The sequence below is a fragment of the Massilia sp. DJPM01 genome, assembly GCF_030348125.1.
In the GTDB taxonomy this organism is placed as follows: Bacteria; Pseudomonadota; Gammaproteobacteria; order Burkholderiales; family Burkholderiaceae_D; genus Telluria_A; species Telluria_A frigida.
The window spans coordinates 33,492-54,018 of sequence record NZ_JAQOZV010000035.1; the positions used below are offsets into that span (position 1 = coordinate 33,492).

Annotated in this window: 12 protein-coding genes; 3 read left to right on the forward strand and 9 right to left on the reverse strand. The window is 62.8% G+C overall.

All coding sequences use genetic code 11. The features are described from left to right. Positions 1-19 precede the first annotated feature (19 nt). Complete coding sequence (locus tag PO883_RS21140) at positions 20-2,815, reverse strand: TonB-dependent siderophore receptor (RefSeq protein ID WP_289311501.1); 2,796 nt, start codon at positions 2,813-2,815, stop codon at positions 20-22. A gap of 257 nt (positions 2,816-3,072) precedes the next feature. Further along, a complete protein-coding gene (locus PO883_RS21145) occupies positions 3,073-5,964 on the reverse strand; it encodes a TonB-dependent siderophore receptor (protein WP_289311502.1) in 2,892 nt (963 codons plus the stop codon). 353 nt (positions 5,965-6,317) lie between these two features. Between PO883_RS21145 and PO883_RS21150 the strand changes: the two genes are divergently transcribed. After that, positions 6,318-6,779, forward strand: a complete 462-nt coding sequence (locus PO883_RS21150; protein ID WP_167086463.1) for a cache domain-containing protein — start codon at positions 6,318-6,320, stop codon at positions 6,777-6,779. A 307-nt stretch (positions 6,780-7,086) separates the two neighbouring features. Here the strand turns inward: PO883_RS21150 and gap are convergent, their stop codons facing one another. Next, entirely contained in the window at positions 7,087-8,097 is a 1,011-nt protein-coding gene (gene gap, locus PO883_RS21155; RefSeq protein WP_167086464.1) for a type I glyceraldehyde-3-phosphate dehydrogenase, read from the reverse strand. Positions 8,098-8,158: 61 nt separating this feature from the next. Further along, positions 8,159-10,156 carry a transketolase gene (gene tkt, locus PO883_RS21160; RefSeq protein WP_289311503.1) on the reverse strand — a complete coding sequence of 666 codons (1,998 nt, stop codon included), beginning with the start codon at positions 10,154-10,156 and terminating at the stop codon, positions 8,159-8,161. A gap of 145 nt (positions 10,157-10,301) precedes the next feature. Here tkt and PO883_RS21165 point away from each other — a divergent pair, with 145 nt between their 5' ends. Further along, entirely contained in the window at positions 10,302-11,027 is a 726-nt protein-coding gene (locus PO883_RS21165) for a 16S rRNA (uracil(1498)-N(3))-methyltransferase (RefSeq protein ID WP_289311504.1), read from the forward strand. Between the two features lie 251 nt (positions 11,028-11,278). On the opposite strand, the gene PO883_RS21170 is transcribed toward PO883_RS21165, so the two are convergent. Then, a complete protein-coding gene (locus PO883_RS21170) occupies positions 11,279-14,041 on the reverse strand; it encodes a TonB-dependent receptor (protein WP_289311505.1) in 2,763 nt (920 codons plus the stop codon). 461 nt (positions 14,042-14,502) lie between these two features. Here PO883_RS21170 and PO883_RS21175 point away from each other — a divergent pair, with 461 nt between their 5' ends. Beyond that, positions 14,503-16,137: an NAD(P)/FAD-dependent oxidoreductase gene (locus tag PO883_RS21175; protein WP_289311506.1), complete on the forward strand. Its 1,635-nt coding sequence runs from the start codon at positions 14,503-14,505 to the stop codon at positions 16,135-16,137. Positions 16,138-16,271: 134 nt separating this feature from the next. On the opposite strand, the gene corA is transcribed toward PO883_RS21175, so the two are convergent. The 4 genes from corA to PO883_RS21195 all read right to left on the reverse strand — a co-directional run bounded on the left by corA (position 16,272) and on the right by PO883_RS21195 (position 20,459). Continuing rightward, positions 16,272-17,237 carry a magnesium/cobalt transporter CorA gene (gene corA / locus PO883_RS21180; RefSeq protein ID WP_289311507.1) on the reverse strand — a complete coding sequence of 322 codons (966 nt, stop codon included), beginning with the start codon at positions 17,235-17,237 and terminating at the stop codon, positions 16,272-16,274. A gap of 76 nt (positions 17,238-17,313) precedes the next feature. Beyond that, entirely contained in the window at positions 17,314-18,807 is a 1,494-nt protein-coding gene (gene ntrC, locus PO883_RS21185; RefSeq protein WP_289311508.1) for a nitrogen regulation protein NR(I), read from the reverse strand. A gap of 69 nt (positions 18,808-18,876) precedes the next feature. Continuing rightward, positions 18,877-19,962: a nitrogen regulation protein NR(II) gene (gene glnL / locus PO883_RS21190; RefSeq protein WP_289311509.1), complete on the reverse strand. Its 1,086-nt coding sequence runs from the start codon at positions 19,960-19,962 to the stop codon at positions 18,877-18,879. Beyond that, positions 19,959-20,459 carry a DUF4124 domain-containing protein gene (locus PO883_RS21195; protein WP_229423474.1) on the reverse strand — a complete coding sequence of 167 codons (501 nt, stop codon included), beginning with the start codon at positions 20,457-20,459 and terminating at the stop codon, positions 19,959-19,961. Before PO883_RS21195 ends, glnL begins: the two co-directional genes overlap by 4 nt. Positions 20,460-20,527: the final 68 nt, after the last annotated feature.

Sequence of the window (20,527 nt, forward strand, 5' to 3'; positions counted from 1 at the left end):
GGCGCCTTGCGTCACAGCATCAGAACTGATACTGCGCCGCGATGCGGACCGAACGGCCGCGCGATGGCACCTCGGTGGCACGCACATCCGCCACCGGCGCGCGGTCGAACACGTTGTACAGGTTCAGGTACAAGGTGGTCTTGGCGAAGCCGGTGTAGGTCAGGTTCATGTCGGTGACCACATCACGCTTGATCTGGCAGTATTCCGGCGTAAAACCCTGCCCTTCGCAACCGGCGGCCATGTAGTTGGCGTCGTACTTGTTCTCGTACAGACGGGTACCCGGCACGTAGGTCAGCGCGCCGCCCACGTTCCAGGCACCGCGCGACCATGCCGTCGATGCCCGCACGCGGTAGCGTGGGTTCTCGTAGTTGCCCGCCAGGTTTTCCGTAAAGGTATCGGTCACCGTATCCCAGCTGCGGTAATCGAGCTGGTAGTTGGCTTTCAGGTTGCTCACCAGCTTGCCGGCCGAACCCATGTTCCAGCGGTGGTTCAATTCCATGTCCAGACCGGCAACCCGGGTGCGGTTCATGTTTTCGTAACGGTTGGAAATCGACGCGATCGGACCGACCGGGAACACGATGTCCTTGCCGGTCAGTTCCTTGGCGCGCGCCGACAGGCGCTGGTCGTCGGCCGTCACGCCGAGGCGGTTGACCGAGCCCGGACGGCGGTCTTCATCGGCCAGCAGCTGGGCCGTGCCCTTGGTATCGATTTCGTTGCGGCGCTCGATATGGTAGTAGTCGAGCGTCATGCTCAGGTTGGCCAGCGGTTCGACCACGAAGCCCAGGTTGAAGCTGCGCGATTTTTCCGGTTCCAGCTCGGGGTTGCCCTGGGTGGAGGAGGCGAAGCTGACGCTGCAACCGCTTTCGCGCGCGCGCAGCGCCTCGGCCTGGTCGATCGTGGTGCCGGTCTTGAGCGCCGTGTACAGCTGGTTGGCGGTGGCGCAACGCTTCGGATCGACGATGCTGTTGCGGAAGGCAGACAGCTCGACCTTGCCCGTTTCCGCCAGGTTCGGTGCGCGAAAGCCATTGGCCACGGTGGCGCGCACCATGAAGCGCTTGTTCACTTCGTAGCGCATGCCCACTTTCGGCACCAGCGACAGGTCGGTGTTGCCCACCTTGTCGGCACGCACCGCCGCGTTCACTTCGAGCGCCTTGGTCAGCGGCGCATTGACTTCGGCAAAAGCGGCGCTGATGTTGCGCGCGCCCTCGACATTGATCGAGCCCAGGCCCACAATCTGGCCGCTGGAGACGTTGTCGCTGACAAAAGCCTTGAAGGAATCGCGCCGGAAGTCGGCGCCGATCGCCAGGCTGAGCGGGCCGCCGTCAAGCTGCATCAGCTCGCGCGTGGCCTTGGCATCGATGAAGCTCTGCTTCGACTCGCCGCCGAAGACGTACACCGGGAACATGCGCAGCAGCAGGTCGGGGCTGTTGACACCGCCGAAGCGGTATTCGCCGCTCTTGATCGCAGCGTCGTATGCACCCGCATTGCGACGGCCGCGATCGACGTTGTTGACTTTCGAGCCCATCATGCCGAGCGCCGTCGACCAGTCCCAGCCGAAGTCGCTGCCTTCGATTCCGGCCAGCACCCGGTATTGCTTCGCTTTCGCATCTTTCTTGGACGTGAGCGCATCGTCGGCGTAGCGGTAACGCAGGGCGACCGGGAAGTCGTAAGGATTGTCCGGATGGCCGACCGGCAGTTTCGGCTCGGTGTACGAGTTTAACTTGCGGTCCTTGCTGTTATACCAGGTCGAGGGGGTACCGGTGTATTGCAGGATCGGCGCCGCGTTGTAGTAGGTGGTGTTGGTCTGGCCCAGGGTCAGTTCGGAAAAGCCGACCCGGTTGCCGCCCAGCTTCATGCGTCCGGTACCGAAGAAATTGTAGCGCTTCGCTTCCGGGCTGCGGCCCACGCCGGCCCACTGGTCGTAGCGGCAGGTGCCGTCGATCACGTTGTCGCAACCGGCGCGCGGGGTGCTGAAGCTCTTGCCGGCCAGCGCGGGATTGGCCGGATACGGGTTGGGATAGCGGTCGACGAAGTTGCCCGGATACGAGTAGGTCGACTGCACGCCGAAACTCGGATTGACATACTGGCCCCAGAAGGCCGGCACGGTGTTGATGATGTCGCGGTTCGAGTAGGGTTCGCGGTGGTAAGCCTCGAAGTGGCCGAACACATTGTAGCCGTCGGCTTCGAAGTCGCCCATGCCCATGGTCAGGGAGGCGGTCTTGCTCTTGTCCAGCTTGCTGTTAAGCAGGGATTGGCGCATTCCGCCCTTGGCCAGCACGCCCTGGAAATCGCGCTTGGTGATGATGTTGATCACGCCGGCGACCGCGTCCGAACCGTACACGGCGGAGGCGCCGTCGAGCAGCACTTCGATGCGCTCGATCGCTTCCGACGGCATGGCGTCGATGTTCACGAACGTTTGCTGGCCGCCGTCGGCCAGGCCGTAGTTGGCCACGCGCCGTCCGTTGAGCAGGGTCAGCGTGGAATTCTTGCCGAGGTTGCGCAGCGCCACACCCGAGGCGCCGCCGGCGAAGGAGTTGCCGCCGCTCTTGTCGGACAGGGTCGTCGTGCCGCTGGACGTGAGCGTGTCGAGCACGTCCTTGACGGTACTGGCGCCCATGGCGGCGATTTCGGTCTTGCCGACCACTTGCACGGTCGACGAGGTTTCGGTATCGACCGCGCGCTTGATGTTCGAGCCGGTGACGATCACTTTCTGGATCGGCTGGGCCGCTGGCGCTTGCGCCAGGGCGAGCTGGGACGTGCCCAGGGTCAGGGCGACGGCGACGACGCTGCGTTTCAATGCGAGTTGCTTGTTCAATGGAGCTCCAGGAATGCTTTATAAGTATGGGTAGATCATGTTTTCCGTTTCCCGCCGCGCACGAGCCCGCAGGCCCGTGCGCTCGCGAGGGCCATGAATTTCTCACAAAGGTGGATTGAAGACCAAGAGGAATTCACAAAAAGATGTGCATACGCACTTTTTCGTGTTTTCCGCGCTACAAAAGATGCCCGTCAGCGCACGTACAGCGCAAAAAAAACCCGGCGCCAGGGCCGGGTTTCAGTCATCGCGAGATCAGCTTAGAAGGCGTAGCGCGCCGTCACCTGGAAATAGCGGCCGTAAGGATTGTGCAAACCCTCGTTGTAGCCGGCCAGCGGCTGGACGGAACTGTTGGTGCCGACAGCCGGGTCGTAAGGCGCCTTGGTGTCGAGCAGGTTCTGGATGTTCAGGTTCAGGGTCAGGTTCTTGATCCCGGTGTAGGTGTAACCCACGCCCAGACGGGTCCAGCTTTCGATCGAGCATTTCGGGAAATACGCTTCGTACAGCGGCACGGTGGTGTCGCGATCCTTCTCGGCGTCGCTGTCCTGGCGCTTGCCGTACTGGCAGAACGGCTGGTCAAAGGTCTTTTCACCGTTGTAGCGGCGCAGCAAGGAAACCGGGCCGGTGTAATCGATGCTGGCGTTGAACGCATGCGTGCCAAACGTCCACGACGACGACAGGGTGCTCTTCCAGCGCGGCTGGTAACCGTTCGGCAAGTTGTAGTCGGCATAGCCGACATTGGTGCCGGCCATGTTGCGCTCAGGATCGCCCGCGTTCGCGGCCAGGGCGTAATAGTCCAGGTAGCTCGACGTCAGTTTCGAGCTCAGCGAACCCCACTCGCCGAGGTTCTTGCGGTATGCCACATCGATATCGACGCCGCGCACTTCGACCGCGCCCTGGTTTTTCCACGGCAGCTTGACCATCAGCAGCGGGCCGCTGTTCTGAATCACGTTGCCATTGGCATCGCGCACCCAGTTGGCCGGGTTCGGATCGCGCACCACGTTGGCCGGGTTGCGGTCTTCGTCGCGCAACGCTTCATCTTCGGAACCGAGGGCGACTTCGCCTTCCTTGCGGATCTTGTAGAAGTCCAGGCCAATATCGAAGGTGCTGGTCGGCGAGAACAGCACGCCGAAGGAAAGGCTCTTCGATTTTTCCGGCACCAGGTCGGGATTGGCGCCGCCGGTACCGGCCGCGCTCTTGGCGCAATCGAGTTCGGTCGCGCCCTCGCGCGGGGTCTCGCGATCGGCTTCGCAGCGGCGCCGGTCGAACAGGTCCCTCAGGAAGAACTGGGCCCCGCCCGGTGTCACCTGCACCAGCGCCGGCGCGCGGAAACCGCGGCCATAGGTGCCGCGCAGGGCGATACTGTCGGACACGGTCCATTTCGCGCCGACTTTCGGCACGAAGTTGGTTTTGATGCCAGGATACTTGTCGATCCGGCCCGCAAAATCCATCTCGAAGTTTTTCAGGAACGGCGTGCGCAGCTCGACGAAGGCCGATTTGACGTCGCGTTCGCCGTCGATGACGGTATTGGCCAGGCCATAAATGTCACCGCGCGCCAGAGCGGCATCGGGGGTCATCTTGATTTTCTCGCGGCGCACCTCGGCGCCTATCGCCAAGCCCATGGCACCACCACCGAGCTGGCCGAACTGGGTCGACACTTTGGCATCCCATTGCAGGATCGAGGCCATGTTGTTGCTCGTCACATCGCGCGCCAGGGTCGGATCGGCCGACAGCGCCGCCAGCGAGGTGCCGGAATTGAGCTTGCGCAAGGTCGGCAGGTACAGCATGCCGAAATAGGTATCTTCCTGGGTCGCCTTGTTGTACAGCACGGCGCTTTCCCAGTCCCAGCTGCCCACATTGCCCTGCAGGCCGGCCACCACGCGCGCATTGTCGTTGATGGTCTCGGTGCCGCCGCGCAGGTTCTCGAAACGGTAAGTGACCGAGGAGCGGGCGTCGGGGAAAGGATTGTCCGGGTGGCCGATGCCCAGGATGGCCTGGAATGGCTCGCCCACCGCGGCGCTGGTGAAGTTGGTGATGGTGCTGGTGCCGATGGTGCTCGGATTGCCGGTGTAGGAGCGCTTGGTGCGCGCGTAGCCCGCTTCGGCGAAGGCCTTGGTGTTCTGGCCCAGCTTGAACACGCCGCGCGTCATCACGCTGGCATCCTTGCCATCGCCGATGCCTTCGGAGAAACGGCTGGTGTCGAAATTGCAGAAGGTACGTCCGATGAACACGCTGGTCGCCGGCAAGCCCATCGCGGTCGAGCCGACCAGTTGCTGGGACGGTTCGCAATTGGTGCGCGTGATCATGCGCTGGCCCATGTTGCTGCGGTTCACCGCGAAGTTGCGGCTGCCCGGCGCGCTCTCGCGGTAGAACGATGGCGAACCCGAGATGGTGCTGCCATACGGGGTGGCGTAGCGCCCGTTAAGCAACTGATAGGTTTCGAACTCGATGTCCTTGACATCCTTGCGCAAGACGCGGTCGCGCTGGGACACGTCGGCGGTGATGAAGACGTTGTAGCCGTCGCTCTCGACGTCACCCTTGCCGAAGAAGAAGTTGGCGCCTTTGCGGGCAAATTTGCCATCGTCGTTGGCGCTGGCGCGGGCCGACACTTCGGTGCCCTGGTAGTTGGTCTTGGTAATGAAGTTGATCACGCCGCCGATGGCGTCGGAACCGTACACGGCCGAGGCGCCATCCTTGAGGATCTCGACCCGTTCCAGGGCCGACAGGGGAATCGCATTCAGGTCGTACAGGGTCGAATTGCCGTTGTTCGGATCGGCGTAAGCGGCCGGCGTCATGCGGCGGCCGTTGAGCAGGATCAGGGTCGAGGTCGACGACAGGCCGCGCAGCGAAGCGGTCGAGACGCCGCGCGAGAAACCGCCATCGTTGGTGTCGAGGTTGACGTCGCTGCCCATGGATGGCACTTTGCGCATCAGTTCTGTGACCGTGGCGGCGCCGCTGTCGCGGATATCCTTGCTGGTGATCACCTGGATCGGCTGGGTGCCCTCTTTTTCGGTGCGTTTCAGGTTCGAGCCGGTGATGTACACGGTGGCGGCCGGCGCCGTGGCAGCCTCTTGGGCCAGGGCGACGTGGGAAGTTCCGAGGGTTAAGGCGACGGCGATGACGCTCTGTTTCAATACCAAGTGCTTTTTCAAGATAACTCCAGGTGAGAATTCTTTGTAAAAAATCGACTCTTGTTTGTTTTGAAACCCACTTATATATATGGGTAAATAGAATCTCGCATGAAACGATGCCAAGAATCAAACGTCTTATGCGTTAACGCCAATTTTGCCGTGGAATTTGTTGTTTTTTCACGATTATGCATATATAAAAAGGGTCATTTTGGCCCTCAAGGGCGTATGTAGTTCAGTTCGGTTGACTGTCGTTTTTGCGCAGCCGTTTGTGCGAATCGGGATGTTTTCCAGGAAAATCCGACTCAACTGAGGGCGAGTATCGGCATAATGGTTTCACGCAACGACGCGCCATTGACCGTGATTGGAGTGCATTGATGAAAACATTGTTTTCCGCAGGCTGCCTCAGTATCGTCCTGCTGGCCCTGCCGGGAGCGGCCTGGTCGGCCGACAAGGGCAGTGCCGACGAAGCGGTGGCCATGGTCAAGAAAGCGATCATCCTGATCAAGGCCGACAAGGCCAAGGCCTTCGCGGCGATTGCCGACACGGCCAACAAAGAGTTCCACGACCGCGATCTGTATGTGTATGTGTACGACCTGAACGGCGTCGCCCTCGCCCACGGCAACAATCCCAAGATCGTGGGCAAGAACCTGATGGCCTTGGCCGACAGCAACGGCAAGCTGATGATCAAGGAAATGGCCGAGCAAGCCAAATCGCCGGCGGGCCATGGCTGGGTCGAATTCAAGTGGCCCAATCCGGTGACCAAGGCGGTCGAAAACAAGGCCGGCTATGTCGAGCGGGTCGACGACATGATGGTTGGGTCCGGCATCTACAAATAAGCCGATCCTCCGAGTCCGACGCCGGCTCCTAATCCCATTCGCGGCGACCACCTACAACCGGGGTCTGACCTCTGATTAGAAATTTTTTGCTGTACCGCACTGAAACCGGCTTGCGTTCGGGCCGGCGCCCGGCACGCAGGGGCAAGCAGGCGGACTCTACAGCTCATCATGCCGACATTCGGTGAAATTGTTGCTAGTCAGAGGTCAGACCCCGGTGGGGTATTGCTAATCAGAGGTCAGACCCCGGTGGGGAAACGCGGGCCAAAAAAAACGCCCCGGAGGGCGTTTTTGTCGATGTCGCCAGGTGTTACTTGGCGTTCATCAGGGCAACGGTGGTGTCCAGCATGCGGTTCGAGAAACCCCACTCGTTGTCGTACCACGACGATACTTTCACCAGGCGGCCCGATACCTTGGTCAGGGTCGAATCGAAATTCGAGGAGGCCGGGTTGTGGTTGAAGTCGATCGATACCAGCGGCTCGGTCTGGTAGGTCAGCACGCCTTTCAACGCGCCTTCCGATGCCGCTTTCATCAGGGCATTGACTTCGTCCACCGTCGTGTCGCGCTTGGCGATGAAGCTCAGGTCGACCAGCGAAACGTTGATGGTCGGCACGCGGATCGCGAAACCGTCCAGCTTGCCGTTGAGTTCAGGCAGCACCAGGCCCACCGCCGCGGCGGCGCCGGTCTTGGTCGGGATCATGCTCATCGTGGCCGAACGCGCGCGGCGCAGGTCTTCGTGCATCACGTCCGACAGCACCTGGTCGTTGGTGTAAGCGTGCACCGTGGTCATCAGGCCGGTTTCCAGGCCGATCGCGTCGTTCAGCGGCTTGACCAGCGGGGCCAGGCAGTTGGTGGTGCACGATGCGTTGGAAATGACGGTGTCGCTCGCCTTGAGCACGCCTTCGTTCACGCCGAACACGATGGTGGCGTCGACATCCTTGCCGCCCGGTGCCGAAATGATGACTTTCTTGGCGCCGCCCTTCAGGTGGGCCGAGGCTTTTTCTTTGGTGGTGAAGAAACCGGTGCACTCAAGCACCACGTCCACGCCCAGCTCGCCCCATGGAATTTCAGCAGGGTTGCGCTGCGCGAACACGCGGATGGCATCGCCGTTGACGATCATGTTGTCGCCTTCGACCGTGACGGTGCCCGGGAACTTGCCGTGCGCCGTATCGTAACGGGTCAGGTGCGCGTTCGACTTGGCATCGCCCAGGTCGTTGATCGCCACGATCTGGATGTCGTGTTTCTTGCCGCCTTCGTAGAAAGCGCGCAGGACATTGCGGCCGATACGGCCATAACCGTTGATTGCAACTTTGATCGTCATTACTTTGCTCCTGAGTGATAAAAATGGGTGGGCGGCGGCGCCCGCGCGCCGCCAGCGCTTCTTAGTTCGTCAGTACCGACTTGACCTTGGCAACCACGTTCTCGACCGTGAAACCGAAGTGCTTGAACAGCACCGGCGCCGGCGCCGATTCGCCGAAGGTGTCGATGCCGACCACGGCGCCTTCCAGGCCGACGTATTTATACCAAAAGTCGGTCACGCCCGCTTCGATCGCCACACGCGGCACGCCACGCGTCAAGACGCTGGCCTTGTAGGCGGCGTCCTGGCGGTCGTACACATCGGTCGACGGCATCGACACCACGCGCACCAGGATGCCTTCGGCGGCCAGGGCGGCGGCGGCCTTGGTGGCCAGTTCGATTTCGGAACCGGTGGCGATCAGGATCGCCTTGGCATCAGCCACGTCTTGCAGCACGTAGCCGCCGCGCGCGATGTCGGCGATCTGGGCCGGGGTGCGTTCCTGGAACGGCAGGTTCTGGCGCGAGAAGATCAGGGTCGACGGGCCATCCTTGCGCTGCACGGCGGCGCCCCAGGCGGCGGCCGACTCGACGGTGTCGCACGGACGCCAGTTGTCCAGGTTCGGAATCAGGCGCAGGGAAGAAACGTGCTCGACCGACTGGTGGGTCGGGCCATCTTCGCCCAGGCCGATCGAATCGTGGGTGAACACGAAGATCGAGCGCAGTTTCATCAGCGCGGCCATGCGCAGCGCGTTGCGGCTGTAGTCGGAGAAGGTGAGGAAGGTGGCACCGAACGGGATGTAGCCGCCGTGCAGGGCGATGCCGTTCATGATGGCGCTCATGCCGAACTCGCGCACGCCGTAGTTGATGTGGTTGCCCGGCTTGCCGGAACGCAGTGCGATGCACTCTTTCCAGTTGGTCAGGTTGGAACCGGTCAGGTCGGCCGAGCCGCCCAGGAACTCCGGCAGGGTCGGGGCCAGCGCCTGGATCGCGTTCTGGCTGGCCTTGCGGGTCGCGATGTTTTCTTTCTTTTCGACGCAGGCGGCAATCGCCGCGTCCAGGGTCGCGTTGAAGTCGGCCGGCAGCTCGCCCTTCATGCGGCGCTCGAATTCGGCGGCCAGCTCAGGGTATTGCGCGCGGTAGGCGCTAAACTTGGTGTTCCACTCGGCTTCCATGGCGGCGCCATCGGCTTTCGCGTCCCAGGCGCTGTACACCTCGGCCGGGATCTCGAACGGGACCGAGGTCCACAGCAGGTGCTCGCGCACGGCCGCCACTTCCTTCTCGCCCAGCGCGGCGCCGTGCACCTTGTCGCCGCCCTGCAGGTTGGGCGAACCCTTGCCGATGATGGTCTTGCAGCAGATCAGGGTCGGCTTGGACGACAGCTTCGCTTCGGCAATGGCAGCATCGACCGCCGCCACGCTGTGGCCGTCGACGGCGGCGATCACGTTCCAGCCGTACGATTCAAAACGTTTCGGGGTGTCGTCGGTGAACCAGCCTTCCACCTTGCCGTCAATCGAAATGCCATTGTCGTCGTACAGGGCGATCAGGCGGTTCAGGCCCAGGGTGCCGGCCAGCGAGCACACTTCGTGCGAGATGCCTTCCATCAGGCAACCGTCGCCCAGGAAGGCGTAGGTGTAGTGGTCGACCACGTCGAAGCCGGGCTTGTTGAATTCAGCCGCCAGCAGGTATTCGGACAGCGCCATGCCGACCGCGTTGGCGATGCCCTGGCCGAGCGGGCCGGTGGTCGTTTCCACGCCCGGGGTGATGTCCACTTCCGGGTGGCCCGGGGTCTTCGAGTGCATCTGGCGGAAGTTTTTCAGGTCGGCCATGCTCAGGTCGTAGCCCGACAGGTGCAGCAGCGCGTAGTGCAGCATCGAACCGTGCCCGTTCGACAGCAGGAAACGGTCGCGGTTGAGCCACTTGGGATTGGACGGATTGTGCTTGTAGTGGCCGGCCCACAGCGCCACGGCGATTTCCGCCATGCCCATCGGCATGCCCGGATGGCCGGAATTGGCCTGTTGAACTGCATCCATTGCCAGCGCGCGGATCGCGTTGGCCATCAAAGTGGTAGGGAGCGTCGTTTTCATGGGTCGAATCTGTGAGGTCGTAGGATTGGGAATGCGGGTGGCGCTGCATGGAGTACCGAGCCAAGTATTTTACCAGACCAGAGGGTGCCGAATTAAAATGAAGCACTTTGCGCCCCTGCCGGCTCCCACTACTTATCAGGATGTCATGCCCCGTTTCTATTGTTCCCAGCCGCTGGCGATCGGCGCCACGCTCGACCTGCCCGAGGCGGTGGCCCACCACGTTCATGTGCTGCGGCTGCAGATCGGCGCCGAACTATGCCTGTTCAACGGCGATGGCGGCGAATACATTGCGCACCTGGTCAGCGCCGAGAAGCGCCGCGCCAGCGTGACGGTCAAGGCCTTCGTGGCGCGCGACGCCGAGCTGCCCTACGAAATCACCCTGGCCCAGGCCTTGCCGGAAGCGTCCAAGATGGACTGGATCATCGAAAAGGCGGTCGAGATGGGGGTGGCGGCGATCCAGCCGCTGGCCGCGCAGCGCTGCGTGGTGCGCCTGTCGGGCGAGCGCGCCGAGAAAAGACTGGCGCACTGGCAGGGCGTGATCGTGTCCGCGTCCGAGCAGAGCGGGCGCAACCGGCTGGCGCGGCTGGCCCCGGTGGACGAGCTGCATCAATGGAGCGCCCAGCAAGACATGCACAAGCGCATCCTGCTCAGCCCGCGCGGCGGCCAGTCGCTGGCCGACTGGGCCAGGCACCAGCCGCCCCAGGCGCTGTCGCTGATGATCGGTCCGGAAGGCGGCTTCAGCCTGCAGGAAGAAGATAGCGCGATGGCGCGCGGCGCCCTGGCGCTGTCGATGGGCCCGCGCATCCTGCGCACCGAGACGGCCGGCATCGCCGCCGTGGCCGCCCTCAACGCCCTGTGGGGCGGCCTGTAACTTTCCCGTCAATCTACGCTCGCCGTGCCGATGCCGCTGTGATGCCGCTGTGATGCCGCCGTGATGCCGCCGTGATGCCGCCGTGATGCCGGCAGCGTAAGCGCCGCCGCATCCGGCATTGCCGCAATCGGCGCCGCGCACCCAGGCGGCACGCGGCGGGTACCCAGTTCTTCCCCTCCCCCTCCAGACCAAAAAAAGGCGCGTTGCCGAAGCAACGCGCCTTTCATGATGTCTTACGTCGTATCAGCTGCTTAGAACTTGTAGCTGGTGTTGAGGTAGACGGTGCGGCCCATCGTGTCCGCGTAACGCGCATCGTAACCAACCTGGTGGCCCGACGACGTGCGCAGGGTCAGTGGTGGCTCTTTGTCCATCAGGTTCTTGATACCGCCACGAACTTCCCAGGTTTTGCTGATCGCAAACTTACCCTGGTAGTCGACGGTGCTGTACGAAGGCACTTGCAGACGGATCTGGCTGACGGCAGGGGCCTTGGTCGCCACGTTGTACAAGCTAGCGGCCTGGTCGGTGTAACCATTGCGGTAGTTCAACGTCAGCGCATTGGTCATCTGGCCCGTTTCCAGGGTAGCGCCGAACTTGACGATATCGCGGAAGGTGACTTGATTGTCGATGCCGTATTTATCCATGCTGTCGGTCCACTCGGTGTCCGAACCCGGAATGGTGTAGCTGGCCTTGAGCATGTGGGTACCATTGACGTTCAGGGTCATTTTGCCGAACGAATACTTCTCGCCGACGGTCAGATCCCAGTCGATACCGCGGTTGTGCGCTTTGCCGATGTTGATCGGGGCGCGGATGAAGGCCCAGGTCTTGATACCGGTCGCTGGATCGGCGAACTCGGTAAACAGCTGGCGGTACTTGGCTGGATTGGCAAACGCCTGGATTTCGCCGACGTTCGACACCTGGTTGGTCATCTTGATGTCCCACAGGTCGGCGCCGAAGGTCACGCTCGACGATGGCTCGAGGCGGAAGCCCAGGGTGAACTGCTTCGATTCTTCCGGACGCAGTTTTTCGTTACCACCGTTGTACGAGTTGTACTGGTTCACGCCCGGACGGCACAGGGTCACATCGATCGCTACCAGGTCTGCCGGGCAAGCATACGGTGCGGCCGTGACGCCGGCGGACACCAGGGTGTTGGCGATGTCGTTCTGGTCGGCGACGCGGAAACCGGTACCGTACGAACCGCGCAGCAGCAGGGCCGTGGTCGGGGTGTAGCGTGCGCTGATCTTGTAGGTGCTGGCGCTCTGGGATTCACCCTTGGTGCGCTTGGCCCTCTTGTCTTCCACGCCCGAATAACGGTCGTAGCGGATGGCGGTCGTCACTTCCAGGTTCTTCATCAGCGGCAGCGCCATTTCGGCGAAGGCACCGCCGGAGTTACGGGTGTAGTCGAATTGGTTTGGCGCGGTGAAACCGTAGATGCTGCCATCCTTGGCTGCGGTCGTGGCGGTCTGCACCTGGTGCAGTTCGCGGCCGTCGATACCCAGGCCGATGCTGCTTGCGCCGCCTGGCAGGTTGAACAGTTCGCGCGATGCGCGCAGGTCGAGGCCGCGCAGGACCGAATACGCTTCACGGATCGAACCGTGGAAGACCGAACCATTGATCTGTTGAGCCGTTGGCGACGTTGGCGAGCCGGCCGGCAGGAATGGATTGAAGCTGGCGCCGCCGATCAGGCTGCGGAATTCCTTGTTCAACAGATAGCCGCCGGTGTAACGCTCGTCGAGCTGGTAGCGCGAGTAGGTGGCGCCGGTATTCATGTCCCAGCCGCCAAAATTGGCTTCCAGGCCCATGACGAAGTGACCGACGTCGGTGATGGTCTGGCTGTCGCGGGTACCGAATTCGGTCGCGCGGTAGGTCGCGGTGGCGGTCTTGACATCGGCGCGCTGATCGGCGCTCAGGTACGGTGCGACGTACTGGTTGTAGACTGGCGAACCGATCGGCACGGCCACGTTGACCGGGTTGGCGGCGATCCGCGCCGTCAGGTCGAAGCGGCCCAGTGCCAGGTCGGCAAAGGCGGTCAGGTTGTCGCTGAACTTGATGCGGCCCGAGGTGAACAGGGTGTCGCGCTTCGATTCAGGCACGGTTTCCACGGTCGAGGCGCTGTCGACGGCGCAGTACTCGGTGGTGGCGGTGTTCGACAGGTAGTTGAAGAAGCCGGTCGGGCAGGCGCCGTTGACTTTCTTGTACGGGTTAAAGCCGATCTGGTCAGTTTTCGGATTCTTGAACGCGACGTTCACGTTCGATGCGGTGCCCGAGGTCGAGGTACGGTCATAGATGTAGCTCTGGCCGTCGTGGCCCAGGGGAATGTACGACGTTTTGCTGAATTCGCGGTCGGTCGCCTTGACCTTCTTCTGCTCGTCGTGACGGTAGGTCATCAACAGGTTGAAGCGGTTCGTTTCCAGGTCGCCGAAGCCCCAGGTGAAGCCAGCGTTGGCGCTCTTGCCGCCCGGGTTGGTCGGTACCGACACGCCCGCGTCCAGGGTCAGGCCGCGGTAGTTTTTCTTGAGGATGAAGTTGATGACGCCGGCAATCGCGTCGGCGCCGTACAGGGCGGATGCGCCGTCGCTCAGCACTTCGACGCGCTCGACCGCGCTCATCGGAATGGAGTTCAGGTTGACCGAGCTGCCGCTATCCTGGAAAGGCGCCATGCGGCGGCCGTTCAGCAAGACCAGGGTGTAGGTGCCGCCCAGGCCGTGGATCGACGCGGTGGAGCGGCCACCCGAGTTGGTGCCGGCGGCAATGGCTTCAATCGTGAAACCCTGCATCGCCGGCAGTTTCTGGATCAGGTCGGCAACGGTGGTCGCGCCAGAACGGGCGATCACTTCCTTGGACACCACCTGGACTGGCAACGCGCCTTCTTTCACGATGCGCTTGATGCTCGAACCGGTGATTTCAACTCGCTGGATAGGAGCATCCTGAGCCAGTGCGTGGCCGGCGACGAAACCGGCTAACAGGCCGAGGGCGAGGCGAACGGAACGTACGCCAATCTTCTCTTGAAACATCATTTTTAGAACTCCGTTTAGGATGAGGATAACGACACTACAGCAGCTTGCTTGTACGACAGCCTTCCGGATCTCGGCGGCGCTGGCACGTTGCCGGGTTCAAATTCCCCCGGCAGTGGCGCGCTCGCAGGGCGTCGCATCATTTCTGCAACGGGCATTATCCGGTCAGCGACAAAAAAAGGGCGGCCAAAACCAGCCGATTTGCAACTTTCGCTGCGACTACAGCGAAAATTCTTACTTTACGCAAATAGGCCGAATGAAATATGGTGCGCTGCCGCAAAATTTGAATAATGAATGAGTCTGTTTTGCAACAAATTTTCTCAACTACATATTACTAGTCGCGCAGCAACACCTTGAGGTCGAAAATACCGTGCCGGGGCGGCCCGATTCGCCCATCAGGCGATGCACCCGGTAAAATAGCGCCCTGCCCCGCTTTTGCCCACCCTGAACCACGAACGACTCCTATGCTGCGAATTAACGAACTCAAACTCCCGCTCGACCATGCCGACGCCGACCTGCGCGAGGCGATCCTGGCGCGCCTGGGCATTGCCGGCGCCGACCTGCTCGGGTTCAGTGTGTTCAAGCGCAGCTACGACGCCAGGAAGCGCAGCGCCATCGTGCTGATCTACGCGGTCGATGCCGAACTGCGCGACGAAGCGGCGGTGCTGGCGCGCTTGCAGCATGACGCCCATGTGCTGCCCGCGCCCGACACCGGCTACACCTTCGTCGCCGGCGGCGAGCAATTGCAGGGCCACGACCGCAACGAGCGCCCGGTGGTGATCGGCACCGGCCCGTGCGGGCTGTTCGCGGCCCTGATCCTGGCCCAGATGGGCCTGCGCCCGCTGATCCTCGAACGCGGCAAGGTGGTGCGCGAGCGCACCGTCGACACCTTCGGCTTCTGGCGCAAGCGCGAGCTGAACCCGGAATCGAACGTCCAGTACGGCGAAGGCGGGGCCGGCACCTTTTCCGACGGCAAGCTGTACAGCCAGATCAAGGACCCCAAGCATTACGGGCGCAAGGTGCTGACCGAATTCGTCAAGGCTGGCGCGCCGGACGAGATCATGTACGTGAGCAAACCGCACATCGGCACCTTCCGCTTGGTCAAGATGGTCGAACAGATGCGCGAGAACATCATCGCGCTGGGCGGCGAATACCGTTTCGAGAGCAAGGTCAGCGATATCGAGGTCGAGGGCGACGGCGAGGCGCGCCAGATCCGCGGCGTCACCCTGGCCAGCGGCGAACATATCCCCACCCGCCACGTGGTGCTGGCCATCGGCCACAGCGCGCGCGACACCTTCGAGATGCTGTACGAGCGCGGCGTGTATATTGAAGCGAAGCCGTTTTCGGTCGGTTTCCGGGTCGAGCACCCGCAGTCGCTGATCGACGCTTGCCGTTTCGGTCCGAACGCCGGCAACAAGATCCTCGGCGCGGCCGACTATAAACTGGTGCACCACGCCGCCAACGGCCGTTCGGTGTACAGCTTCTGCATGTGCCCGGGCGGCACGGTGGTCGCCGCCGCGTCCGAGCCGGGGCGCGTGGTCACCAACGGCATGAGCCAGTATTCGCGCAACGAGCGCAATGCCAACAGCGCCATCGTGGTCGGCATTACGCCGGCCGACTTTGTCGACAACCCGGGCCACCCGCTGGCCGGCATCGCGCTGCAGCGCCGCCTGGAAGAAGGCGCGTTCGCGCTCGGCGGCGGCACCTACGACGCGCCGGGGCAGCTGATGGGCGACTTCGTCAAGGGCCGCGCCTCGACCGCCTTCGGTTCGGTGGTGCCGTCGTTCAAGCCGGCGGTGCACCTGACCGACCTGGGCACCGCCCTGCCCGACTACGCCATCATCGCCATGCGCGAAGCGTTTCCGGCGTTCGACAAGCAGATTCGCGGCTACTACCAGGAAGACGCAGTGCTGACCGGCGTGGAAACGCGCACCTCGTCGCCGATCCGCATCAAGCGCCGCGACGACAACCTGCAAAGCCTGAACACGCGCGGCCTGTTCCCGGCCGGCGAAGGCGCCGGCTACGCAGGCGGGATCTTGTCGGCGGCGGTCGATGGGATCAAGGTGGCGGAAGCGGTGGCGCTGTCGATGGCGGGGTAATCAGCTGGCTGCGGCAAAGTCGATTGCAGCAGCCGCGTTTAAAACCCTTAAACTTCAGCATCGTCCATCCCGCGCAGCCGGGAAGGACGGCTTCACAGTTAACGGGCGCCTGGCGCGCCGTCAACAGCGGGGATTTACAACCACCCTGACTTCCTGAACCGGTAATACAGGTAGACGCACACGGTGACCATCGCGCTGATCGCAACAGCGTAGCCGTACTTCCATTTCAGTTCCGGCATGAACTCGAAGTTCATCCCCCACACTCCGGCGAACGCGGTAAACACCGCGAAGATCGCGGCCCATGCGGCCAGCCGTTTATTGACTTCGCCATCGTCGATGGCCACCATCGACAGGTTGACCTGGATCGCCGTGCCGATGGTGTCGCGGATGGTATCGAGCGCGCCGTTGATGCGCTGCAGGTGATCGTGCACATCGCGGAAGTATTCCTGGGTATCGCGACAGAACGACGGCACCCGCCCGCCATGCAGCTTGCCGATGGCGTCGAGCAGCGGCGTGACCGCGTGGCGCAGCACCAGCACCTTGCGCTTGAGTTCATACAGACGTTCGATATTGGTGCGCTGCGAGCCGCGGATAAAAATCCGGTCCTCGATGGTTTCGAGTTCGGTTTCAAGCGCATCGACCACCGGAAAATAGCGGTCGACCACCGCATCCATCAGCGCATAGAGCACGAACGACGAGCCCTTGCCCAGCAGGTGCGGTTCGCGTTCGGCGCGCGCGCGCACGCCAAGAAAACCACGCATGACATTGTTGCGCACCGAGAGCACGTAATTGTCGCCGACGAACATGGCCACCTGGCCCACGCTCATCTCATCGCCATCCATCTCGACCGTCTGCACCACCACGAACAGCGAATCGCCGTACTCCTCGATCTTGGGGCGCTGGTGGCCGCGTAGCGCATCTTCCACCGCCAGTTCGTGCAGCCCGAATTCGTGCTGCATGACGGCCAGTTCGTCCGGCTGGGCGTCCTTCAGGGCCACCCACACGAAACAGTCGGATTTCTCGACGTAGTCGCTGATGGCTTCGACGGAAATGTCGGACAGCTTTTTGCCTTCCTGGTAGGCGACGCAGTTGATCAGCATGGAGGTTCCAACAATAAATTGGACAGAAGCTTACACCATGCCGCGCGCGGACGGGGCACGCGCCCCGCCACGCCCCCTACTCGTCCTTGGCGCCATCGATCCCGAGTTCGGCGATCTTGCGGGTGATGGTGTTGCGCCCGATCCCCAGGCGCACCGCCGCATCGTTCTTGCGCCCGTGCGTGTGCTTGAGCGCCGTCTTGATCAAGGCCGACTCGAACTGCCGTCCCAGCACATCCATCACCTCCGACTGGCCGGCCGCCAGCATGCTGGCCGCCTGCAGCTCCAGCAAGCCAATCCAGCCGCCGGCAGCACCCAGCGCCGCCATGCCGGCGCCGCCCGCAAGCATGCCGGCGTGGCCGTTGGCCGGCAGCGCCGCGCCCTCGCCCATGGCCGGCGGCAGCGCCGTATCGGCCCCTCCCTCCTGCGTCAGTTCGAGCGGCATGTCCTTGACGTCCACGGTCTGCCCGGGCGCCATCACGGTGATCCAGTTGCACAGGTTTTCCAGCTGGCGCACATTGCCCGGCAAATCGAGCCCGGTGAGGAAATGCAGCGCCGGATCGCTCATGCGCTTGGCCTCGACCCCGAGCTGGCGCGCGCTTTGCACCAGGAAGTGGCGCACCAAAAGGGGGATATCCTCGCGCCGCTCCCGCAAACTGGGCAGGCGCAGGCGGATCACGTTGAGGCGATGGTACAAGTCTTCGCGAAACAGGCCGTCGCGCACCCGCTGTTCCAGGTTCTGGTGGGTGGCCGTAATGACGCGCACATTGGCCTTCATCGGCTGGTGCCCGCCGACCCGGTAGAAGTGGCCGTCCGAGAGCACCCGCAGCAGGCGCGTTTGCAGATCGAACGGCATGTCGCCGATTTCATCGAGGAACAGGGTGCCGTTTTCGGCCTGCTCGAAGCGGCCGCGCCGCGTTGTCTGGGCGCCCGTGAAGGCGCCGCGCTCGTGGCCGAACAGTTCGGACTCCAGCAAATCCTTGGGAATGGCCGCCGTGTTCAAGGCGATGAAAGGCTGCTGCGCGCGCGGGCTGTGCTTGTGCAGCGCACGCGCGACCAGCTCCTTGCCGGTGCCCGATTCGCCCGTGATCAGCACCGTCACGTTCGACTGCGACAAGCGCCCGATGGCGCGGAACACTTCCTGCATGGCTGGCGCCTGGCCCAGGATTTCGGGCGTCTCGGTGGGGCCGGATTCGACGCTGGTCTCGCGCAGGCTTTCTTCAAGCGCGCGCCGGATCAATTCCACCGCCTTGTCGATGTCGAACGGCTTGGCCAGGTATTCAAAGGCGCCGCCCTGGAAGGCGGCGACCGCCGAATCGAGGTCGGAAAACGCCGTGATGATAATCACCGGCAGGCCGGGATAGCTGGCCTTGACGGTTTGCAGCAGGTCAAGCCCCGACTCGCCCGGCATGCGGATGTCGGACACCAGCACTTGCGGCGTATCGAATTCGAGCGCGGCCATGGCATCGCGCGCGTTGGAAAAGCTTTTGGTCGCGAGGTTCTCGCGCGCCAGGGCTTTTTCAAGCACCCAGCGGATCGAGGCGTCGTCGTCGACTATCCAGATTGGTTTCATGTGTTCGCGCTTCCCCGCAATATGGATCTTCAATTGATGGGACCCGGATTGTCGAAGCTGATGCGCGGCTTATGGCAGCGGCAACAGGATCCTGAAATCCGTAAATCCAGGCCGGCTTTCGCACTCGATCACACCCATGTGCTGCTGCACGAAGGTCTGCGCCAGTGTCAGCCCCAGGCCGCTGCCGCCCTCCCGTCCCGATACCAGGGGATAGAAAATGCGGTCGCGGATCTGCGGCGGGATGCCCGGTCCATTGTCGATGATATGCAAGTCTAATGCCAGCCCGTAGCGCACCTTGGCCAGGGTCACCTGGCGCGCCACGCGGGTCTTGAAAACCAGCTCGGCGTCGCCCGCCACGATCCGCTCGGACAGGGCCTGGGCGGCATTGTGCGCGATATTGAGCACGGTCTGGATCAACTGTTCCTTGTCGCCCCTGAACTCGGGAATCGAGGCATCGTAGTCGCGCCGGATGGCCAGCCCGAGCGGGAACTCGGCCAGGATCAGGCTGCGCACGCGCTCGCACACTTCATGGATATTGACGTCGCCGACGATGTGCGGACGCCGGTGCGGCGCCAGCAGGCGGTCGACCAGGGTTTGCAGGCGGTCCGCTTCCTTGATGATCACCTGCGTGTATTCGCGCAGCTGGGTCAGGTGGCGCGCCGGCAGTTCGAGTTCGAGCAGCTGCGCCGCGCCGCGGATGCCGCCCAGCGGGTTCTTGATCTCGTGCGCCAGGTTGCGCACCAGTTCCTTGTTGACCTGGCTCTGGTCGAGGATGCGCTCTTCGCGGTCGAGTTTCAACTGCTGGACGTTCTCGCGCAGCTCGATCACGATGCCCGATTCGCCCGCCTCGCTGACGATGCTGTGCACATGCAGCGGTTCGCGTCCGCTGCGCTCCAGGGTCAGGTCCTGGCGCAGGTCGGCGTATTTATGGGCCAGCGCCTGTGTGCACAGATTGAGCAATTCCTCGGCGTTGAGGAACAGGGTATGCAGCTGCTGGCGTTGCAGGGCCCGCAGCGAGCTTTCCAGCAGGTGCTCGGCGGCCGCGTTGGCAAAGGTGATGGTGCCGCCGGCGTCGACCAGCAGCACGGCCGACGCCAGCAGGTCGAGGCCGGCCAGGGCTTCGCGCCGTGGCACGCAAGGCGCGGCCATGGTCATTTAATGTTCGAAATTTCGCGCCGCAGCGCTTCGATATTCTTCTCGGCGCGCGCGATGTTGTCGGCCATCGACTGGACCCGCTCCTGGTACTTGGCGTAGTTCTTCTCGTTGCCCTGGCGTTCAGGCTCGCCCTTGTTGTACTCGCGTTTGAGTTCGGCCAGCTTCTTTTCTTCGGCGTGCAGTTCGTCGTTGAGGATCTGGCGCCGGTCGGCGTCGCGCGCGCGCTGCTCGCTGCCACCCACCTTGGGGAAATCGGTCGGCGTGGTCACCGGCTTGGCCGGAGCGCTGCTCTTGCGCCCCGACGGCGCGGGAATATTGTTCGGCACGTCGAGCTGCTTGCAGCCCGGCTTGGGGTTGTCGGTCAACTCCTTGCGGCCACTGGCATCGACGCACAGATAGATGTCGGCCCGGGCCGGCAGCTGCGCACCGAGGCCGGCGAGCAGCACCAGCGCCAGCAAAGGCGAACGCAGCGGTCGGTGCGGGCGAATTCGGGACATCCTCGTTATCATAAGCATCAGCGTTGTTTCACGGAATTCCGTGGAGTAATTAGATTCAACCGAATATA

Excerpts from the sequence above, each read along its gene's own strand:
- PO883_RS21175 (WP_289311506.1), top strand. The coding sequence starts at position 14,503 with ATGCTGCGAATTAACGAACTCAAACTCCCGCTCGACCATGCCGACGCC.
- corA (WP_289311507.1), bottom strand. The coding sequence starts at position 17,237 with ATGCTGATCAACTGCGTCGCCTACCAGGAAGGCAAAAAGCTGTCCGAC.
- gap (WP_167086464.1), bottom strand. The coding sequence starts at position 8,097 with ATGACGATCAAAGTTGCAATCAACGGTTATGGCCGTATCGGCCGCAAT.
- PO883_RS21195 (WP_229423474.1), bottom strand. The coding sequence starts at position 20,459 with ATGTCCCGAATTCGCCCGCACCGACCGCTGCGTTCGCCTTTGCTGGCG.
- PO883_RS21150 (WP_167086463.1), top strand. The coding sequence starts at position 6,318 with ATGAAAACATTGTTTTCCGCAGGCTGCCTCAGTATCGTCCTGCTGGCC.
- PO883_RS21165 (WP_289311504.1), top strand. The coding sequence starts at position 10,302 with ATGCCCCGTTTCTATTGTTCCCAGCCGCTGGCGATCGGCGCCACGCTC.
- ntrC (WP_289311508.1), bottom strand. The coding sequence starts at position 18,807 with ATGAAACCAATCTGGATAGTCGACGACGACGCCTCGATCCGCTGGGTG.
- PO883_RS21170 (WP_289311505.1), bottom strand. The coding sequence starts at position 14,041 with ATGATGTTTCAAGAGAAGATTGGCGTACGTTCCGTTCGCCTCGCCCTC.
- glnL (WP_289311509.1), bottom strand. The coding sequence starts at position 19,962 with ATGACCATGGCCGCGCCTTGCGTGCCACGGCGCGAAGCCCTGGCCGGC.
- tkt (WP_289311503.1), bottom strand. The coding sequence starts at position 10,156 with ATGAAAACGACGCTCCCTACCACTTTGATGGCCAACGCGATCCGCGCG.